The organism is Psychrobacter sp. H27 (genome assembly GCF_059072655.1).
This window is the reverse complement of sequence record NZ_JCACRX010000001.1, coordinates 2,101,566-2,120,948: the sequence shown is the minus strand read 5'-3', so window position 1 is coordinate 2,120,948 and position 19,383 is coordinate 2,101,566. Positions and strand designations below refer to the sequence as shown.

The 19,383-nt window shown below is 43.7% G+C and carries 18 protein-coding genes; 7 read left to right on the top strand and 11 right to left on the bottom strand.

Annotation, left to right across the window (positions count from 1 at the left end):
* Positions 1–124: 124 nt before the first annotated feature.
* Together AC5JPY_RS08640 and AC5JPY_RS08635 are read left to right on the top strand one after the other, a co-directional pair.
* The gene (locus tag AC5JPY_RS08640) at positions 125–442 is read left to right on the top strand and encodes a barstar family protein (protein WP_443525162.1); all 318 of its coding nucleotides are present in this window, start codon (positions 125–127) and stop codon (positions 440–442) included.
* A 387-nt stretch (positions 443–829) separates the two neighbouring features.
* Complete coding sequence (locus AC5JPY_RS08635) at positions 830–1,363, top strand: SMI1/KNR4 family protein (RefSeq protein WP_443525160.1); 534 nt, start codon at positions 830–832, stop codon at positions 1,361–1,363.
* Between the two features lie 190 nt (positions 1,364–1,553).
* Here AC5JPY_RS08635 and purC read toward each other — a convergent pair whose 3' ends face one another.
* The 4 genes from purC to AC5JPY_RS08615 all read right to left on the bottom strand — a co-directional run bounded on the left by purC (position 1,554) and on the right by AC5JPY_RS08615 (position 5,667).
* Entirely contained in the window at positions 1,554–2,267 is a 714-nt protein-coding gene (purC, locus tag AC5JPY_RS08630) for a phosphoribosylaminoimidazolesuccinocarboxamide synthase (RefSeq protein ID WP_443525159.1), read from the bottom strand.
* Between the two features lie 129 nt (positions 2,268–2,396).
* On the bottom strand, positions 2,397–2,720 hold the full coding sequence (locus AC5JPY_RS08625; protein ID WP_443525157.1) for a hypothetical protein: 324 nt from the start codon (positions 2,718–2,720) through the stop codon (positions 2,397–2,399).
* Positions 2,721–2,864: 144 nt separating this feature from the next.
* On the bottom strand, positions 2,865–3,770 hold the full coding sequence (gene dapA, locus AC5JPY_RS08620) for a 4-hydroxy-tetrahydrodipicolinate synthase (RefSeq protein ID WP_443525155.1): 906 nt from the start codon (positions 3,768–3,770) through the stop codon (positions 2,865–2,867).
* 532 nt (positions 3,771–4,302) lie between these two features.
* Positions 4,303–5,667 (bottom strand): Do family serine endopeptidase, encoded by a 1,365-nt coding sequence (locus tag AC5JPY_RS08615; RefSeq protein ID WP_443525541.1) that lies wholly within the window; start codon positions 5,665–5,667, stop codon positions 4,303–4,305.
* Between the two features lie 879 nt (positions 5,668–6,546).
* On the opposite strand from AC5JPY_RS08615, the gene AC5JPY_RS08610 reads away from it, so the two are divergent.
* Positions 6,547–8,880, top strand: a complete 2,334-nt coding sequence (locus AC5JPY_RS08610; RefSeq protein WP_443525153.1) for a cation:proton antiporter — start codon at positions 6,547–6,549, stop codon at positions 8,878–8,880.
* A 155-nt stretch (positions 8,881–9,035) separates the two neighbouring features.
* On the opposite strand, the gene tmk is transcribed toward AC5JPY_RS08610, so the two are convergent.
* Together tmk and mltG are read right to left on the bottom strand one after the other, a co-directional pair.
* Positions 9,036–9,764, bottom strand: a complete 729-nt coding sequence (gene tmk / locus AC5JPY_RS08605) for a dTMP kinase (RefSeq protein WP_443525151.1) — start codon at positions 9,762–9,764, stop codon at positions 9,036–9,038.
* 82 nt (positions 9,765–9,846) lie between these two features.
* A complete protein-coding gene (gene mltG, locus AC5JPY_RS08600) occupies positions 9,847–11,127 on the bottom strand; it encodes an endolytic transglycosylase MltG (protein WP_493852345.1) in 1,281 nt (426 codons plus the stop codon).
* A gap of 170 nt (positions 11,128–11,297) precedes the next feature.
* Here mltG and AC5JPY_RS08595 point away from each other — a divergent pair, with 170 nt between their 5' ends.
* Positions 11,298–12,062 carry a DpnI domain-containing protein gene (locus AC5JPY_RS08595; protein ID WP_493852344.1) on the top strand — a complete coding sequence of 255 codons (765 nt, stop codon included), beginning with the start codon at positions 11,298–11,300 and terminating at the stop codon, positions 12,060–12,062.
* Here AC5JPY_RS08595 and AC5JPY_RS08590 read toward each other — a convergent pair.
* Both AC5JPY_RS08590 and AC5JPY_RS08585 read right to left on the bottom strand, forming a co-directional pair.
* On the bottom strand, positions 12,054–12,278 hold the full coding sequence (locus AC5JPY_RS08590) for a hypothetical protein (protein ID WP_493852343.1): 225 nt from the start codon (positions 12,276–12,278) through the stop codon (positions 12,054–12,056). The two genes, AC5JPY_RS08595 and AC5JPY_RS08590, sit on opposite strands and share 9 nt — an antisense overlap.
* A gap of 9 nt (positions 12,279–12,287) precedes the next feature.
* Positions 12,288–12,620: a hypothetical protein gene (locus tag AC5JPY_RS08585; RefSeq protein WP_493852342.1), complete on the bottom strand. Its 333-nt coding sequence runs from the start codon at positions 12,618–12,620 to the stop codon at positions 12,288–12,290.
* 173 nt (positions 12,621–12,793) lie between these two features.
* On the opposite strand from AC5JPY_RS08585, the gene AC5JPY_RS08580 reads away from it, so the two are divergent.
* Positions 12,794–12,961 (top strand): DpnD/PcfM family protein, encoded by a 168-nt coding sequence (locus AC5JPY_RS08580; protein WP_493852341.1) that lies wholly within the window; start codon positions 12,794–12,796, stop codon positions 12,959–12,961.
* A gap of 12 nt (positions 12,962–12,973) precedes the next feature.
* Here the strand turns inward: AC5JPY_RS08580 and AC5JPY_RS08575 are convergent, their stop codons facing one another.
* Together AC5JPY_RS08575 and AC5JPY_RS08570 are read right to left on the bottom strand one after the other, a co-directional pair.
* On the bottom strand, positions 12,974–13,993 hold the full coding sequence (locus AC5JPY_RS08575) for an aminotransferase class IV (protein ID WP_493852340.1): 1,020 nt from the start codon (positions 13,991–13,993) through the stop codon (positions 12,974–12,976).
* A 3-nt stretch (positions 13,994–13,996) separates the two neighbouring features.
* The gene (locus AC5JPY_RS08570; RefSeq protein ID WP_443525139.1) at positions 13,997–14,662 is read right to left on the bottom strand and encodes a hypothetical protein; all 666 of its coding nucleotides are present in this window, start codon (positions 14,660–14,662) and stop codon (positions 13,997–13,999) included.
* Between the two features lie 376 nt (positions 14,663–15,038).
* On the opposite strand from AC5JPY_RS08570, the gene aroE reads away from it, so the two are divergent.
* Positions 15,039–15,902, top strand: a complete 864-nt coding sequence (gene aroE / locus AC5JPY_RS08565) for a shikimate dehydrogenase (protein WP_443525138.1) — start codon at positions 15,039–15,041, stop codon at positions 15,900–15,902.
* 63 nt (positions 15,903–15,965) lie between these two features.
* On the opposite strand, the gene AC5JPY_RS08560 is transcribed toward aroE, so the two are convergent.
* On the bottom strand, positions 15,966–17,090 hold the full coding sequence (locus tag AC5JPY_RS08560) for an FUSC family protein (RefSeq protein WP_443525136.1): 1,125 nt from the start codon (positions 17,088–17,090) through the stop codon (positions 15,966–15,968).
* Positions 17,091–17,470: 380 nt separating this feature from the next.
* On the opposite strand from AC5JPY_RS08560, the gene AC5JPY_RS08555 reads away from it, so the two are divergent.
* A complete protein-coding gene (locus AC5JPY_RS08555) occupies positions 17,471–19,291 on the top strand; it encodes an acyl-CoA dehydrogenase C-terminal domain-containing protein (protein WP_443525134.1) in 1,821 nt (606 codons plus the stop codon).
* Positions 19,292–19,383: the final 92 nt, after the last annotated feature.

Sequence of the window (19,383 nt, the reverse complement as noted above, 5' to 3'; positions counted from 1 at the left end):
ATAGGAATTGCAGTCTGCTATAAGTGGTTCCATTATGATGGTCTATTTTAAGAGGTCTGTTAATAGATTTTTGGAGTGAAATGACTAGTTCCGCTGGGGTATACTTAAAAAATGGTGATAATATATGGAAATGGTTATAGATTTTAAAGATGTTGATACAGTTGATAAAATGCATAAAGAATTGAAGCAAGCTTTTGGCTTTCCAGATTTTTATGGTGCTAATATTCATGCCTTAATTGATTGCTTAGGTGACATACGCCATCCAGAATACGGCATGTCGGAGGTTACTATAGGAGAAAATGAAGTGTTAAACCTAACGATTAAAAACTTTCCTTACGAGAACGACATAATTATAAATATTTTTTTTCTTGCTATTAAATATGTTAACGCTAAGTCTATTCGAAATGAAGAAAGTCCTTCGATACATTTGATACTAGTTTAGGTCAACTGATAAGTGGCCCCTGCCGTTAATCTCGTAGGAATTAACTTGGGAGATTTTAATCATACAGCTCGATAATACTGTGCTATGAGTTTTATATTAATTAATTTCCTGTCTAGCACTAGCAGTTCGATGCCTGTATAGGGAACCGAACCAGTTTAATAAGAATTATTGAATTGGTACATTGAGATAATCACAATGTACCCTTTGACGTACATACCGTGTCTATTCAGTTTCCAACATCCCTTTGTTATAGCCACTTTAACGGACGTTATCACAAGACACTCTCCTTTTCTTAATTACTCTTTGATACCAGCCATAATGCAATCACATACTGTTTCTCAAAGCTAGATCTTTGGTTTTCTAGAGGCTTATTTGGGCAGAAATAAAATGATAGATATTATAGAAAAAATACAGTTTCTCAAAGAGACTTGGAGTCAGCCGAAGAAGGCTAGCTACGACAACGAAAGCTACTCATTTGAGCTAATTTGTATATTTAACGAAGGTTCTTTAGAGTCTGAAATTGTCAGTACTTTTAATTTAATAGGTATTGAAGAATTACCTTTCGAATATAAGCAGTTTCTATTAGCCAGTAATGGCGCTTTCTTATTTTTGGATAAAAAGTATAACCAGGCTGGATTAGATCTCTATAGTTTAAAAGATTTTGAAGCCAAAATAGGCTTTTGGTTATCGAGCTATAGGGCAAATAGTCTAATTAAAGGCGATTTAATTATTGGTGAATTTGTTGGAGATAGTGATTTTGTAGTTTTGAGATGCGATAAGAAAGCTGATGATTATGGCGCTATTATTATTTCTCATCCATTTGATGAACGTAAAGATTGGTTCTACATAGAGGATGGTTTCTCAAAATTTTTATCAGATTTTGTGAAAGCTGAAGGATACAAATATTGGGAATCAATTTAGCTTAGGTGCATTCCCTCTCAGTAAGTACACCACCGTGTACACTGTGGCCACCTAAATAATTAATACCATTACTATCATTAGCCTACAGCTTAGCGTTCAAGTCCTCACTAGGGTACCACCATTGTATAATGCCATAAAAAAACTGAGCACATGGCTCAGTTTTTTATTTTATATTGTGACTATTGATAGCTTAGTTTAATGGCACACCAATACGGTCAGCCACTTCTTCATAAGCTTCGATCACATCGCCTAATGACTGGCGGAAACGGTCTTTATCAAGTTTCTTCTTGGTGTTCTTGTCCCAGATACGGCAGCCATCTGGTGAGAACTCATCACCTAAAACAATACGGTCATGGAATACGCCAAACTCTAGTTTGAAATCAACTAGGATTAAATCACCCGCATCAAACAATGCTTTCAATACATCGTTGACTTGATAGGTTAGCTCTTTCATCTTAGCCAATTGCTCTTTGGTAGCCCAGCCAAGAGATACAGAAAGTGATTCGTTGACCATCGGGTCACCTAACGCATCATCTTTATAAAACAGCTCATACGTTGGTGGCGTCAATGCCTGTCCTTCTTCTAAGCCTAAACGGCGCACTAGGCTACCTGCGGCAAAGTTACGCACCACGCACTCAACAGGAATCATATCCAAGCGCTTGACCAAGACTTCATCATCAGACAGTTGCTTTTCGAAATGCGTTTCGATGCCAGCATCAGACAATTTTTGCATGATAAAAGCGTTAAAGCGGTTATTGACCACACCTTTGCGTGCCAATTGTTCGATACGCTTACCATCAAGCGCTGAAGTATCATCACGGAAGTGCAAAATCAGAAGATCATTGTCTTCTGTTTCATAGACAGACTTGGCTTTACCTTTATACAGCAGTTGTTGCTTTTGCATTATGGGGTTCCTGTTCGTTCAAGCTTATGTGGTAAAAACGCGCAGCGACCGCTCACTCTTATTGTGTAATATCGATGTCATTGTAATCAATAACGATAAAAGCCAGCGGTATAAATAAGGAAAATGAAATTAGTTCGAAGCGTTACTAACAGCACGCTGAGGTTTTGGCAGCTGATACTGATTGCCTGATTCGTTCTGCAGTTTGAGCGTGTTTGCGCCAACGTTAGGTGTTGGGTATAAAGGTACAAAAGGGGCTGTTTCTTGGGCAGCAGGTAGCTCGATTGGCGCAAGCTTTTTGCTTTGTTGATAATCTAAGCTACCGTTGTCACGCTTACCAAGTAGGTTCTTGGTTGCCTGACAGCCACTCAATACTAGCGTGCTACCCAAAACTAAGGTCAGCATCGCAGGAAATAATTTTTTCGTTGATGATACTGTTTTTGATGTTACTGTCATCGTATTGTCTCTCTGAGTTAGCAGTTGTTGCTCATGTGGGCAATTGACTTACCGTGATAAGGTGACTTGCTGCTAGATCGAATAACACTCATCTAATGTGCAGCAAGTCTTAAATCGCCGAATATCAATGTACTGGTTATCAATTTATCGTATGTTTGCTCGAACCAATGCTTCATCGATAGTCGCATGATGCTGCTCTGCCAACCAAACGAGCGGTAAGCGTATACCTTTATCGATAATGCCCATTTTGTGTAGTGCGTATTTTGCTGGGATAGGGCTTGATTCGATAAACAAATCACGATGTAAGTGCTTGACCACGTCGTGAATTTTGTCAGCCGCTTCAAAGTCACCGCGCAATCCTGCTGTAAATGTCTCGCTCATGGCTTTTGGTGCTACGTTTGCAGTCACTGAGATATTGCCTTTACCGCCTACTCTCAGCAAATCAAGCGCCGTGCCATCATCACCTGATAGGACAACCATTCTATCGCCAACTACTTTTATCAGTTGCTCGCCGCGACCGACAGAGCCTGTCGCATCTTTAATAGCAACGATATTATCAATATCACACAAACGCTCGACCGTATCTTGCGCAATATCAACCACTGTACGTCCTGGCACGTTATACAGCATTTGCGGTATGTTTACGGCTTTGGCGATGGCTTGGTAATGTTGATACAAGCCTTCTTGCGGCGGCTTGTTGTAATAAGGGGCAACCAATAACGCACAGTCTGCACCAGCATCTGCTGCATCTTGAGTCAGCTTGATAGCTTCCATGGTATTGTTGGCACCAGTACCCGCGATAACAGGCACGCGACCTTTGACATGCTTTACAAAGTAGCGAATAACATCACTATGCTCTTGCATAGATAAGGTTGCCGACTCGCCAGTAGTGCCGACAGCGACGAGGCAATGAGTGCCCTGCTCAATCTGCCAGTCTATGAGGTCTGCCAGACGTTTATAATCGACCGTGCCGTCAGGATGCATGGGCGTTACCAAAGCTACCATTGAGCCTTGTAGTCGGGTTTTAATCTCGTCGTATGCTGTGCTCATAACCGTGCCTTACTGTATTATCCTAGCTTTTATCAAAGCTGTCACATGATAGGTCGTTTGCAAGTGGTCAAATATTTATATGCGTCGATAAACGCTAATGACCATGTCTTGCTTGATGTTGATGCCGAATGTTTGTTTATTATAATAATACTTACATCGAAAATGACTGTGTATTTAGACCAGGTATTTAGACCAGTATTGACATCAGCTACGCTAATGATGATAAATACTTGCTCAGTCATCAAATATAATAATAAAAACGCCTGCTAGTGTAGCATATTTTTTTTTGACCGCTATCAATCAATTGATGATTGAAACACAAATTACAGACTAAAAAAGAGTCTTTTTTATTACTAAAAACCGTAACTATCAGCGCAAAAGCGCATCAATAGATAAGACTATCACTTAATAGTCAGTTTAGCGTAATGATTACCCACTGAGATAATCTTAACGAATCGTCAACACGTCAATAGTCGGGCGATATAGCCACACCTCTTATCTTGATTTCCCGAAAACTCACCTTCAGTAGTATCTACTCAATACGCAAGCCAATAATAGCAGGAATGCCTTGGCGGATGACTTCTATCGTTACCACGCCTTTTTTAGGAAGGGATGAGATAGCATTAGAGAAATCCGTTACCTTTTTGATCGGCTTTTGGTGGAAATTGGTGATGACATCACCGGCCAAAATCCCCGAACGTGCCGCAAGCCCAGTAGGGTCAACAGTCGTCACTAAGATACCCGTTTTTCTATCCTTAGCGATTTCTGCTTGCTCATCCTCAGTCAAATCACGCAAGCGCAAGCCCAGCTGTATATCATCACTCTGCTGATCGCCGCCCTGAGCTCTCACATCATCGGGTGCATAGGCAAGCTTACCGCTCACAATCATTTGCTTACCATTACGCTGAATCTGTGCGCGGAATGGATCGCTTGGCTTTGCTCGATTGAGTAAATTTAACAAGTCAGAGGCGCGCATGATTTGTACATTGTTATATTGCAAGATGATGTCACCAGGTTTTAGACCTGATTTTTGTGCTGGTGAATCTGGAGACACACGAGTTAGCAGGGCACCTTGAGGTCGATCCAGTTTGTACGCTTCGGCTAGATTACGGTCGATATCTTGCGGATAGATACCCAAATATGCACGGGCTACTTCACCATTGGTTTTTAATTGCTCATAGATATCCATCGCAGCATCAATTGGGATAGAGAACGACAGTCCCATATAGCCACCAGTACCACTGAAAATACGCGAGTTAATACCGATGACTTCGCCGCGCTGATTGAACAGCGGCCCACCCGAGTTACCCGGGTTCAACGCTACGTCTGTCTGGATAAATGGCACACTGGTCTCACGTGAGAAGCTGCGTGATTTTGCACTGACGATACCAGCAGAAGCAGAATAATCAAAGCCAAATGGTGAACCAATGGCCAGTACCGGCTCCCCTACTTTTAGGCTGTTTGAATCGCCAATCGGCAGCGCAGGAAACTGACTGCCTTCTACTTTTAACACAGCCACATCTGAGCGCTCGTCACTACCGACTAAGGTCGCATCCAGCTCTGTTCTATCATTCAGTGTGACAGTAATCTTGTCAGCGCCTTCGATGACATGATGGTTGGTCAGCATATAGCCGTTAGACGAGATAAAAAAGCCCGTACCATAAGCATTCTCAATCGCTGGCGTGGCTGCACGATCAGGGATACGCACACGGTCACCAAAGAACTGTCTTAACACTTCAGCCGTTTGGGCTTTAGCAAGCTCAGCTTCACTGATGGTTTTGGTGACGTTGACACGTGCTACCGCTGGTGTGACTTGTTGAACCAGATCAGAAAAATCAGCCGTCGTCACGGCAGCCTGGGCATTATTCATGGTTGTGACGCTGATACCAGCCACCATAGCGGTACTCACAGCAAATGCTAGTGCGCTACGCTGTAACCAAAGTCGCATATCGACAGTGGTTCGTGCTCTAAACATATTGATAGGCATATTGTCCTCCATATGAGTGGTCATTATTATTGTTATCGATCGTTATCATTGATCATTGTACGACGGTTATTTTTGATGATTACTGTTGATGGTTGTTTTCAATAGTATCTTATCCATGTTGCTTATAACTATCTTACAACCAAGCTACTATATCCATCATTATATCTGCTTACTCTCTCATTACTGCTCTATACATTATAGGACTACAGAACGTGGCAAATACGTCCGATCGTCACCCTTATATAGTGCCTAGTTGACCTCATATTATTGTCGTATTCGCAGCGTGCAAGACCACCGTCGCTACTGTATGATGAGTAAAACGCTGTGTTGTCATCGCCTCTATAGTGCAGAATAACCCAAGGTATCGCTATTTCATACTTACTTTGTACAATTTTATGGCGCTATGATGATATTGTGACCGGCGCTATCTACATGGGCATGAAATAAAACCATGCTATGATAGCAAGCAAAACATATTACTTAATAAACAAAAGTTACTTTGAAAAATATTATCGATGAGCAGTTTTATCAGGCTGACCATCATCACCCTTGTTTTCCATCTTTTGCATTTTTAGGACAATATTATTTGTCTACAGATGCTTTTGTCTTTACTACTTTATAGTATATATATCATATCTGGCTCATGTTGTGATTCATGATGGCTGTCAATGTTGTGACCCAGACACGGTAAGTACTGGTGACAACCGATTATTAGAATGAACGATGACACTATTTTATAGTAGCTATGGATAGATATAAAATATGACAAGATTATAAAAGGATTAATTTATGGATACCGCCCTATTGCTATCCGGCGTGGTTGGGATCGGCATCGCCGCCCAATGGTTGGCTTGGTATTTAAAGCAACCGTCCATTTTATTTTTATTATTGATTGGTATTATCGTCGGTCCCGTATTAGGGATATTTGACCCCGATTTGGTATTGGGTGAGCTGATGTTCCCCTTTATCTCTCTGGGCGTCGCGATTATCTTATTTGAAGGTTCGCTGACCCTAGAGTTCGATGAGATCAAGCAGCACGGTACTGTCGTACAAATGCTAGTCTCGGTGGGTGTGCTTATCACCATCGCCATCGTAGCGCTATCGACTTACTTACTATTCGATGTCGACCCATTGATAGCTCTGCTGTTCGGGGCGCTAGTCTGTGTGACTGGTCCGACGGTCATTATGCCACTCTTGCGTAGTGTACGTCCCAACAAGACGATATCTAATATCCTCAAATGGGAAGGTATCATCATTGACCCAATCGGCGCGATTGCCGTTGTATTGGTCTATGAATATATTATCTCAGGCGGCGAAGCCAGTAGTATTTTGCTATTTGCCAAAATCGTTGTATTGGCTACAGCACTTGGCATGGCAGGTGCTTGGTTACTAGCGTTCCTCATGCGTCGACATATGGTTCCTGAGTTTCTACGCAATGTGTTTACCCTCGCGTTTGTGCTGGTATTGTTTTCGATTTCTAACCACCTAGAGCATGAGTCCGGTCTCTTGACGGTCACCGTACTGGGTGTGGCATTGGCAAACTGGCCAAAGTTCCCTCGCGAGACGATTTTGGAGTTCAACGAGTCGTTGACCGTTCTGCTTATCTCTGTCCTGTTCATTATTCTGGCGGCTCGTGTCGAGTTGGCAAGCTTATTGAGCGTGGGTTTTGCAGGGCTGGTACTACTTGCTATCGTCATGTTTGTGGCACGTCCTCTATCGGTCTGGGCATCGGCTATTGGCTCAAACCTAAGAACCAACGAAAAGCTAATGATTAGCTGGATTGGACCACGTGGTATCGTTGCTGCTGCTATCTCATCACTGTTTGCGATTCGTTTGCAAGAGTATGATATTCAGGGTGTCGAGCTGCTCGTGCCACTGGTGTTTATGGTCATCATCGGTACGGTCATGATTCAAGGACTGGGTGCAAAAGTAGTCGGTAACTTGCTCGGCGTACGCGAGCCTGAAACCAACGGTATTCTGATTGTCGGCTCAAACCCCATCGCCCTATTGATTGCGACATCGCTCAAAGACCAAGGGTTTGACGTTATCGTCGCGCATAACAACTATACCAATATTGCACGCGCCCGTATGAGTGGATTGCGTACGTACTTTGGTAATCCTATCTCCGATCATGCCGATCATCATCTCGATCTTATCGGTATTGGTCGTTTGTTTGCCATGAGTATGGATAAAGAGATGAACACCCTGTCTGAGATTCATTATCGTCATGAATTCGGAGAGCGTAAGCTATACCGTCTCAAATTCAGTGATGAAAAAGTCAGAAGTGAGCGTGACGACAAGCAATCAAACTTCCACTCGCAGTGGCTGTTTGGCAAAGATGTGACGTATACCAAACTTGCTAGTATGCTGTCCAAAAAAGCCCGTATCAAAATCACTAATATCACTGATAGCTATAGCTTTGAGCAGTATAAAGCGGATAACAAACAGTTCGTACCGCTGTATACGATAGACAAAGAAGGCAAGCTGCATGTCATCACTGATAAATTCGACGGTACGGTACCTCGTGATCGTAAGCTTATCTCACTGGTCGTGGATGACGAAGTACAGCCAAAACCTGTCGACGTGACCGCTAAGCAAGAGCAAGCTCGTATGGCAGCTGACGCTAACTTTGAATCGAGTTCAAAAGCGCCTGAAAAACGTAAAGAAAGAGAGTTGAGCGGTGATAGCACTCCGAAAGTCGAGCCAGAGACTCCGATGGATACTACTGAAAGCACTGAGAAAAACACGGCTACTCAGTCATCAACGGTTCAGGATAGTAACGTGGACAAGTCATCTACTATTACACCAGTAGCGGCTGAGGATACAGATATAGAGCAAAAAACAGCTTCTACCAACTCTACTAGTAATGCTCATACAGGTGTAATGTCCGCAAACTCAACAGCGACCTCAAAGACGAAAACCTCTACTCACAGTAATGGTAACGGCAACGCGCCAAAAAACAAGAAAGGCGCGCTTGATCCCAATCGTCTTCCTGATTCTGGTCAAGACAATGCGACTAATACGAATGCCAAAGCTGATACTAGTACTAGCACCGATACTTCTGTCACTGTTGAAAAACCAGCAGAGCAAAGTGAGCTAACTGATAAAAATAGTGATAAATGACATCTGTAGCTGTTTAACCGCTACTGTCATAGTTCGTTAAATAATAAACGTTGATTCATAAAAAGCCCCAGCGATATGCTGGGGCTTTTTGTTTTTATCACATCTGACTGATTATCCACGCTACTGACAAAATAGAACCGCTCAATCACATCTGATTATTCTATAGCGAATCTTTCTGTGACGGTTTGCCATATGCGAGCACTCACCTCATCTGCGCTGCCTGATGCATCGATACGCTGTATACGTTCAGGATGCGAGCTTGCAAGTTGGCTAAAGCCATTATGTACCCAAGTAAAAAACGTCATTGCCTGCTGCTCAAAGCGATCGGCTGTACTGCGCTTATTGGCGCGCGCCATGCCTTCTGCTACTGGCAAATCAATCCACAACGTTAGCTCAGGCAATTGCGTTACGAACTGAGCGATTAGCGTCTCAATCTTGGTTAGCATGACCTTATCACCATGCGCCCGTCCGAACCCTTGATAGGCAATAGTAGAGTCCGTAAATCTATCACAGATGACCCATATGCCCTGTTGTAGTGCAGGCATGATGACTCGCTGAATATGATCACAGCGCGCCGCGAACAGCAGTAGCAGCTCTGTATCATCCTCAATCTCAGTGGCAGGGTCTAGCAACATATCACGCAGTCGCTCAGCGAACGGACTACCACCTGGCTCGCGCGTACGTAGATATTCAACGCCGCTGTTCTCTAGTCGCAAGCACAGTTGCTCAATGGCAGTGGTCTTACCTACACCTTCAGTCCCTTCAAAACTAATGAACCGTCCTATACTAGGTGTACTAGTAGTCTGTACAGCGTCGGGGTCGATGAGGTTTGATGATGCCGTGCTGGTATGTGATGGTGCGCTGGTATTCATAGATACTGACATGATATGACCTTATGTCATTGATGAGCGCTATAGTTAGATTATAGCGCTCAATAAACGATAAGTTTTATAAATTAGAGGGTATTTACTGCGGCGGTGTTTGAGATTTTTTCTCACGCATGACGCTTAGATAGTCTTTGACCGCTTGGTTGTGCTCAGCAAGACTGTTGGTAAATTTGTGTCCGCCGTTACCTGTCGCTACAAAGTAGAGCGCCTCACTATCGGCAGGATGCAGTGTTGCTTCAATAGAAGCAGCAGAAGGCAGTGCAATAGGGGTTGGTGGTAAACCGTCAATTTGATACGTGTTATACGAGGTCTTTTCATCGATGTCGCGGCGGCGAATATTACCATCATAGCGACTGCCCATCCCATAGATAATGGTCGGATCCGTTTGCATACGCATGTTTTTGTTCAGACGATTTCTGAACACCGCAGAGACCAACTCGCGTTCTTCAGGTACGCTGGTTTCTTTTTCGATGATAGAGGCCATCACTAGCGCCTCATAGGGACTCTTATAAGGTAGATCCGGTGCGCGATTTTCCCACGCCTCAGTAAGGGCTTGCTGCTGGCGTTTGTATAGGTCAGTAAGGACTTTTTTGTCGCTGGTACCTTCACCATAGTAATACGTATCAGGAGCAAACCAACCTTCAAGATTGTAATTAACAATTGGGTCGCTGCTACTCGTCACAGCATCTGGCAGTATGCTTGCCAAGTCTAGTGCTTGCGCAATACTGGCATTATCACTGTCAGCGGTCAGTACTTCTTTTTTGATATTGTCATTATCACGTAGCGTTTGGTACAAATCTTTTGACGTTTTACCTTCGATAATTTGTACCTTTACCATAGCCGCTTTTGCGCCCTGCTCTAATATTTGCAGTGCCTCCGCGATGGTTGGGTTCTCAGGCAGCTGATAAATACCGGCGTGCAATGGAGCGTCAACTTGTGACTTAATATACAGCTTGGCGACACTGGCCGAAAATAGCGGAATCTGGTTTTGCCACTGTGGCAATAAACCATAGTAGGTCTGACCTTGGTCAATAGTGACCATTTGCTGTGGCTGCTCAATACGACCGAACAGTGTCTGATAGACCATGACTAAGAAAAACGCAGCAATAAGTCCCAACACCAGCAGTACTTGATAACCACGCTGCATAAAAAACGAGGGGTTATTGACTTTGTATTGGCGCGGTTTACTGTCACCACTGATGAGTGAGACGTTAGTTGCTGGCGTGTCCTTCACCCCATCTACCACGGTTTGATCGTCCGGTAGCGTGGTATCGACACGCTCCTCGACTGTGCCATCTTGTTTATTCGATGGCGTCTCATTGGGACGTTCAGGTGGCGTACTAGGTGTAGGCTTGCTCATGGCAACTCGCGAGGCAGATGTTTGCTAGAATTTAGCACTGAACTGTGCGATTTTCAATGGTATTTGCTTAGCTTATCGATTATCTTGCTACTAGTGCTCATTTACGTGACCCAATTTGTATGCTTTTTCAATGGCATTTTTAGCTTATCTATTAATGATGACAAACTCCTATGAATCTACATTTCAATAAAAGCCTAGCCAAAAACTATACTTCTAAAGCACAGATTATTCGTGTGCTCAGTGAGGGATGGGTAAAAGAAAATGGGTACTGTCCTAGCTGTAACGAGCAGCCTTTGAATGAATTTACGAACAATAGACCAGTTGCTGATTTTTATTGCACACATTGTCATGAGCAATATGAGCTAAAAAGTAAAAAGGCCAAGCTCAGTCATATCGTCAATGATGGCGCTTATAAGACGATGATTGAGCGTATCAAGAGTAAGGACAATCCTAGTTTTTTCTTTTTGACATACTCAAAAGCATACACCGTCAATAATTTTCTGATTATTCCCAAGCATTTCTTTACGCCCGATATTATTGTTAAACGTAAACCCTTATCAGTGACTGCTAAACGAGCAGGTTGGGTTGGTTGTAATATTGACTTACGCCAAATACCCGAATCAGGCAAAGTATTCTTGGTCAAAAACCAACAAGTTATACCTCGTGAAAATGTCAGCCAACAATTCCAAAATACTTTGTTTTTACGCAAGCAATCTATAGCTTCACGCGGTTGGACACTCGATGTCTGGCAATGTATCGATCGACTCGATACCAGTTTTTCTCTCAATCAAGTCTATGCTTTTGCTGATGAATTGCAGCTCAAACATCCTGAAAACAGCCATGTAAAAGATAAAATTCGCCAACAATTACAAGTATTACGAGACAAAGGAATTATTGAATTTGTAAGCCGTGGTTACTATCGAAAATTATACTAACCGCTTCTCGTTATATCGCTTAGGTCTCAGCTGTTCTTTTTTGTCACGGTAAACATCAGCAATTAGCTCACCCCTGTCATCCCATAGTGGTAATCGTGCAGTAGCCACGAGGCGTTGATGAAACTTGTGCGCTGGATACTCCCAATCAATCTCATCATTAATTTTGAAGAAATGCTCTTCACGATAGTCGATATAGGCATGCAATCGATTACGCACATAGCGATTTCAATGCCATAACAGCTGTACCGAATTGCGTGCAGGTTTGGTGAAAGGAATTAGGTTAACCGTCAATGCACACATCACCAATTCATCATTAGCAATAACGTCGATACCCTGCTCGATGACTTCTTCTCGCGTATGCGCATACTCAAACATACCACCAAACCCGACAAACCTTTTAAGGTCTTTTAAATATATGACACCAAAAGCCAATTGAGTATAAGGCGACAAATGTACGATTTTATTAGGCTTAGCTTTGGCCAATCTACAAATTTCATCAAACACCATCAAACGTCTGATTTGTAGCGGGATACTTTCATCTTCATAAACTTCGTACATTGGCTTATCTCCTTATTAGATAAGCAGCATTGATCGATTTGCTTTAAGACACAAGACCACGTAACAAAAGACGATCACTTCTTTTGAGGGCTTTTGCTAATCTACTTAGCATTGATGACTAAAGTTATTTGTGAGAAATGGAAGTGAATACGATAAGAAAAGATGAGAAAACGATGCAAAAATTTCAAATAGAGATTGTCGAAACACTAAGCAATATTGTGGAAGTCGTCGCAGAAGATAAACAAAGTGCGCTTTTAAAAGCGCAAGAGATGTATAGCAGTGAGCAAGTGGTTTTATATCCTGATGACTTCGTTGATACCCAATTCAATATTTTTCAATAACAGCTAGGTAGATTAAAAATCTACAACCTCACCTGATAACAACGTCAAACTACTCATTGGCATGATACCGCGCAGTGCATTGCAAAAGAACAACTGCGTGACTCTAGGCAAATCCTCATCTGATAACGACCGTACCACCACTGGATATTGCGTCGTGGATAGAGCATCGATAATTACTTGACGCATGACACCAGCAACACCCGACTGAGTCATAGAAGGCGTGTACCATTGACCGCTGGTTAGATAATGACCTTTGGCTAGAGAGCTGTCACTCACCTCATGACTGTTGGAGGATTGTTTGGACTCTGATAGTGGTGCTTCTGCCAATTGATAGAATACATTACTCATCGTACCCTCAACCCACCGCCCGCTCATATCACGCAGCAGTCCTTCGCTAAGTATTACCGCAAGTTTAGAAACGAGTGGCTCAGTCTTAACACGCTGCAGCTCCCCACTAGCGAGGACATTGTCTAAACGATTAAGACTCTTGAGACCTGCCAGCGGTGGCGGTAAGCAAGCAATCTGCGAAGACAAACATATTGCCGAGGCATGAGGTTGGATGGGTACCAAACTCCCATCAGGCAAGGACAGTTGCAGCGCCGTAGAAACTCTCATTACCGTAGCCTTTAGCCATATCTCACAGTCGTTACCATTTGCATTAGGTGTATAACCATAACCGCGCACATCCTGCGCAGCGCGGGTGACTACGAGTTTTAGCATACCCTGCTCTAATTGCTGGGCATACAGTTGCAGTACTGCTAATAACTCTTCGCTGTTTATATTTAACTGCAAGGCGTCAGCATGAGAGACGAGCCGCTGATAATGATAGTCTGACCACAGTATCAACCCATCGATGACGCCCATGGTAGTAAAAAATCCATCGCCATATGCCAGTCCGCGATTATCTAGAGACACCGTCACCGTTTGGCTAGTCGACCGATTATCTTCGGTCACACTATTGTCTTTGGTCAAACTGCTGTCTTGTGGATACAGGCATACCCAGCCATTCGGTACTGACGTCTTATCTATCATAGTTTAGCTATCGTCTGTCTGAGCATCAGATTTATTGATGACCAGCATACAGCTATAAAACTCGCATTTTGCCAGTTCTACTTTTTGTCCGCCAACGACTCTGTTTTTGACGATTTGACCATTGAGCATTTCACCGACCAGTTTGCCACCTTCATCACTCATCAGTTGTCGCGATAGCTGGTAGGCTTTTTTGGCATGGTTTTGACTCAGCTCTTTTTCGTTGTCAGAGTCGGTAGGGTTGGCATAATACCAGCCAAGCTCTAGATACTTTTCAGAATCGATAATATCCAGATAAGGCGCATCTGTCTTCATAAAGCGGTATTTGGTCGCAGGGTTACTGGCATAGTCTAGGCTATTTTCATCCGTGCTCATCACCTCTCCGAACGCCGACTGGATACCATTGAGCTCATTGACACTGATCGGCTCTACCGTATCAGCGCCCCATGCCGAGACGTCATATTTTACTGGTGTGCCTTGCTGGACAGCTGCCGTATCCGTGTCAGAATTATCAGTCGTACTGGCTGGCGCGTCAGTGACTGTCTGCTCGCTACTCTCAGCGTTTGTCTCTGGATTTTGAGTATCGTCTTTGGTGCTATCACAGCCACTTAATGACACACTAACCGCCATTATCGTACCAACTAGCAGGGTCTGAAGGTTATGATTCCACATGGGTTGTTTACTCACACTTTTAAATTAGTCTCAAAATGACATTACCGAGCTGGCACAGATGCCGCCGATAACGAAGAATTTTTAATAAATAATGTATTTAATAAAAGTTATAACCTTACAATCATTAGAGCATATTAATTAACATATAATCCATAGTTTACCCAACTGCTCATTGCTTGACTACCTTTTACGTTACGCATAGTAGTCTTGGAGAGTACATATTTGTTAAAGCATTAATCCTTTAATATTACTGGCTAATGACTTATTTTTGGTTGACCCTTCGGTTTGTCAATCATCATTTTATCGCTTATGATGATTGGTCGTGACTGACGGCTTGTTTGATAATGCCTCGCCCCTTTTAGCTAACGGACTATTTATGACTCAACATTTCATCGTCATTGGCAACCCCATTGCCCATAGTAAATCTCCAGTAATTCATGAGCAGTTTGCGCGACAGGTAAAGGCAGATATCAGCTACCAACGTCAGTATTGCCCTGCTGACGATGCCAGTTTTATCGCTGTCGTTGAGGCGTTTTTTTGTGGTGGCGGCGTGGGTGCCAATGTGACTGTTCCTTTTAAACAAACGGCTTATGATCTTTGCACAGCGCGCGGTGGTCTATCGGATCACGCCAAGACGGCAGGCGCAGTCAACACCCTACTGATAAACAAAGCATTAGTCGCAAAAGGCGCCTCGATAACAGAGGCTATATATGGCGATAATACAGATGGGCAAGGACTCGTCAATCACATCGTAAGCTTGGGCTGGCCACTGGCGGATGCTCGTGTTGCGCTCATTGGGGCAGGCGGTGCTGCACGCGGTGTCATATTGCCACTGATTGAAGCAGGTATTGGCACCCTTACTATCGCCAATCGTACCGTGAGTAAAGCAACTGATTTAGTAAAAGAGCTAAGTGCCGCCAGTCCCGTCATTGCAGTAAAGCAAATTGAGAGCTGTGCTACCAGTGAGTTGAGCGGTGCCTTTGATATTATTATCAATGCCACCTCTATTGGCTTGTCAGGTGACACCTTACCTCTGGATAATAATCTAAACTGCCAGTACGCTTATGACATGATGTACGGGCGCGCGCTACCATTTTTGCAGCATTTTGCAGCGCGAGAGGCCCAAGTATCAGAAGGCTACGGCATGCTCATCGGACAAGCGGCGCTGAGTTTTGAGCGCTGGACGGGTCATACTATCGACGTCGCCAAAGCCACAGAATCATTGAGCCAAAAATCATGATGAATACCGCCCATAATTAATGACTACTGACTAAACGAGCGATATCAAAAAGACTGCTGCTTTTTATGGACCAAAACGCAGCAGCAACCAGTTCTCAAAACGCCGTAGTGGTACGCGTAATCGCGCCGAATGTATCGCCAAACCGCCGCTCAATCCAATCGCACAGCCAAGTGCTGTATCAATCATACGTGCGTTGATAACCACGCTCGCCACTGGCGGCACAAGCATCGTACTACCATATTCTGCAATAAATATCGTCAACGGTGTGATAAAAATCACCGCCAGTCCGTAATGCCGATCGACAAACGACTCAATCAAAAACATCATAGATAGTATCGCTACGGCAACACCCCACATCGATAGTCCCCAAGACAGCATCCAGTTTGCAACCGCCATACCAACCAACGTGCCTAGCAAGCGATGCAACTGCTTAATCCACATGGTCCGTAGTTGCATGCCTTGGATAATAATAAAGCAACTCATCGCCGCCCAGTATGGATAAGGCATATCTAACAGTACCGCTATCACCAATGCCAAACTGACAAAACTTACGACAATGAGACTGTCACTGATCGTATCTGGCTCATACTGATAGCTAGGTGCAGGGGCGATAGGACGTGCGGCGAGTAGAAACAATGTATAGAGCAGCGCTAACAGCATCGAAGACCCGCTGCCCAACAGCACAAGTCCTATGGCTGATAGGGTTTGGTCTATCGGCACAGGAATAAACAGCGCAATGGCACCTGCCATTAACACAAACAGTCCTGCTGGTGGTGGCTGCCGATAATAGCGACCTAGCATCACAACACCAAGAGCAATGAACATAAATACAGGAAGCCTGAGCACAGGCAGCTGCTGCGCCATGAGTCCCAGTGCAAAACTAAGTATCATGGCAAACCCCCAAGCCATTACCGTCACCAATCGATAAGGTAATGTACCAGCCAATGGCAAGTTCAGAATAATCATCGACCCTAATGACGCTTTGATACCGGAGGACAAGTCACCAAAATAAGCCCCCACAAATACCGGAAAGCTAATGGCAATCGCCATAACAATAGGCATGTGCCACGGTCTTTGGCTACGATTGATGGTGAGTAGATGTCCAAGCTCTCCATCAATAAGCAGTTTTATGCGAGTGAATAGCGCGGACAACCCTGACCCTTGTTTTTGTTGTTTTGACTCACTCATAAAAGGCTTTCCTCATTTATTGAATCTACTTATCTTCGACCTTTTGCCCATAGAGATAGTCCATTACAGACGGCTTTAAATATATATATCGATCATACGTAATAACTAAATGTAATTAATAAAACATCAAAACATGAATAATAGTTATTAGTTGTATATTTGTTGCCCTATAAGATTTATAATCATATCAACGCCATAACAGCTGACGCTTAACAAGGACGTCTTACTTACCCTCACAACGGACTTGCTGTTTATTATCAGTCCATATGACGACCTATAGTGTCTATCTCACTTAAAATAAGCAAATATCGCTGACATGCATTTTGACTCGAATACTGCGTCGTAAGTCTATGATAGCGAACCAACCAAAGAGAGCGATTATGTTAACTTACAAAGCACCTTTACGTGATATCAAATTTTTGATTAATGATGTATTTGATTATCAGACTCATTACAAAAGCTTAGACAACGGCGAAAACGCTGACCCTGAAACTATCGATATGATTCTACAAGGCATGGCTGACTTTGCTGAAAACGTCATTGCGCCTCTCTACCAATCAGGTGGTGAAGAAGGCTGTCATTTCGAAGATGGTGTAGTGACTACGCCAAAAGGTTTCAAAGAGGCTTATGACCAGTTTGTAGAAGGTGGCTGGCAAGGTATCTCATACCCTGAAGAGTTTGGTGGTATGAATTTGCCAACCTCGATCAACCTTATCAAAGCTGAGATGATCGGTACTGCTAACTGGTCTTGGTCGATGTATCCTGGTCTATCAACGGGTTGTATCAATACGTTGCTTCAGTACGGTACAGATGAGCAAAAAGCGCTTTATTTGCCAAAACTGGTCGAAGGCTCATGGGCAGGTACCATGTGTTTGACTGAGCCACAGTGTGGTACCGATTTGGGTCAGGTAAAATCAAAAGCCATCCCGCAAGAAGACGGTACATACAAAGTCAGCGGCACCAAAATCTTTATCTCAAGCGGTGAGCATGACTTAACAGATAACATCGTCCATATCGTTCTAGCACGTCTACCAAATGCACCAGAAGGCACGCGCGGCATCTCATTATTCATCGTACCTAAGTTCATGCCGAACGCTGAAGGTGAAGCTGGCGAGCGCAATGCCGTAGTTTGTGGTTCAATTGAGCACAAAATGGGCATCAGCGCATCATCAACTTGTGTATTGAACTTTGATGGTGCGACAGGCTATCTGATTGGCGAGCCGCACAAAGGCCTAAAAGCCATGTTCACTTTCATGAACACGGCTCGTATCGGTACGGGTATCCAGGGTCTAGCGCATACTGAGCTGTCTTTCCAAAACGCGCTTCCTTATGCCAAAGAACGCCGCTCAATGCGTACGTTATCAGGTACTAAAGATCCTGAAAAAGTAGCTGATGCAATCATCCATCATGCTGATGTACGCCGTATGCTACTGACACAAAAAGCCTTCGCCGAAGGCGGCCGCTCAATGATTTATCATTCAGCTCGCTACGCTGATAAAATGGCACAGGGTATCGTCAATGGCGATGATGAAGAATTCGAAAAATGGGATGACAAGCTAGGCTTCTACACGCCAATCCTAAAAGGCTTCTTAACTGAGCTAGGTATCGAAGCTGCTAAGCATGGTCAGCAAGTCTATGGTGGTCACGGCTATATCAAAGAATGGGGCATGGAGATGATCGCTCGTGATGCTCGTATTGCGACAATGTACGAAGGTACTACTGGCGTACAGGCACTTGATCTACTAGGTCGTAAGGTTATCTTACAGTCTAAAGGTAAGATTATCCGTGACTACACGTCTAGCATCATGAAATGGTGTGGCGAGTACGCACTTGATAAAGAAATGCGTAAATTTGTTTGGGCACTGACCAAACTATGTGCTGAGTGGAACACGCTAACAGTACGCTTGATGTTGATGGCACGTAAAGATCGTGAAATCATCTCAGCCGCGTCAGAAGACTTCCTCATGTACTCAGGCTATGTGATGATGGGTTATCACTGGGCTCGTATGGCAGCCGTCGCTTATGATAAGCTTGAAAATGGTGGCACAGAAGCACCAGAATTCTACAAGGCTAAAATTCAAACCGCTGAATTCTACTTTGATAAGCTGTTGCCTCGTACGTCAGGCCATGCTGAAGCGATGGTCGCACCTAGCGAAAGCATGACCGCAATGGATATCGAACACTTTTCGTTCCTAGATTAAGATTGTACTAATAAGCTATAAAAAAGCGCCTATCATTTGGGCGCTTTTTTGTGCTTAATTAAAAATACGCTAGTACATCGTATTCAATACAA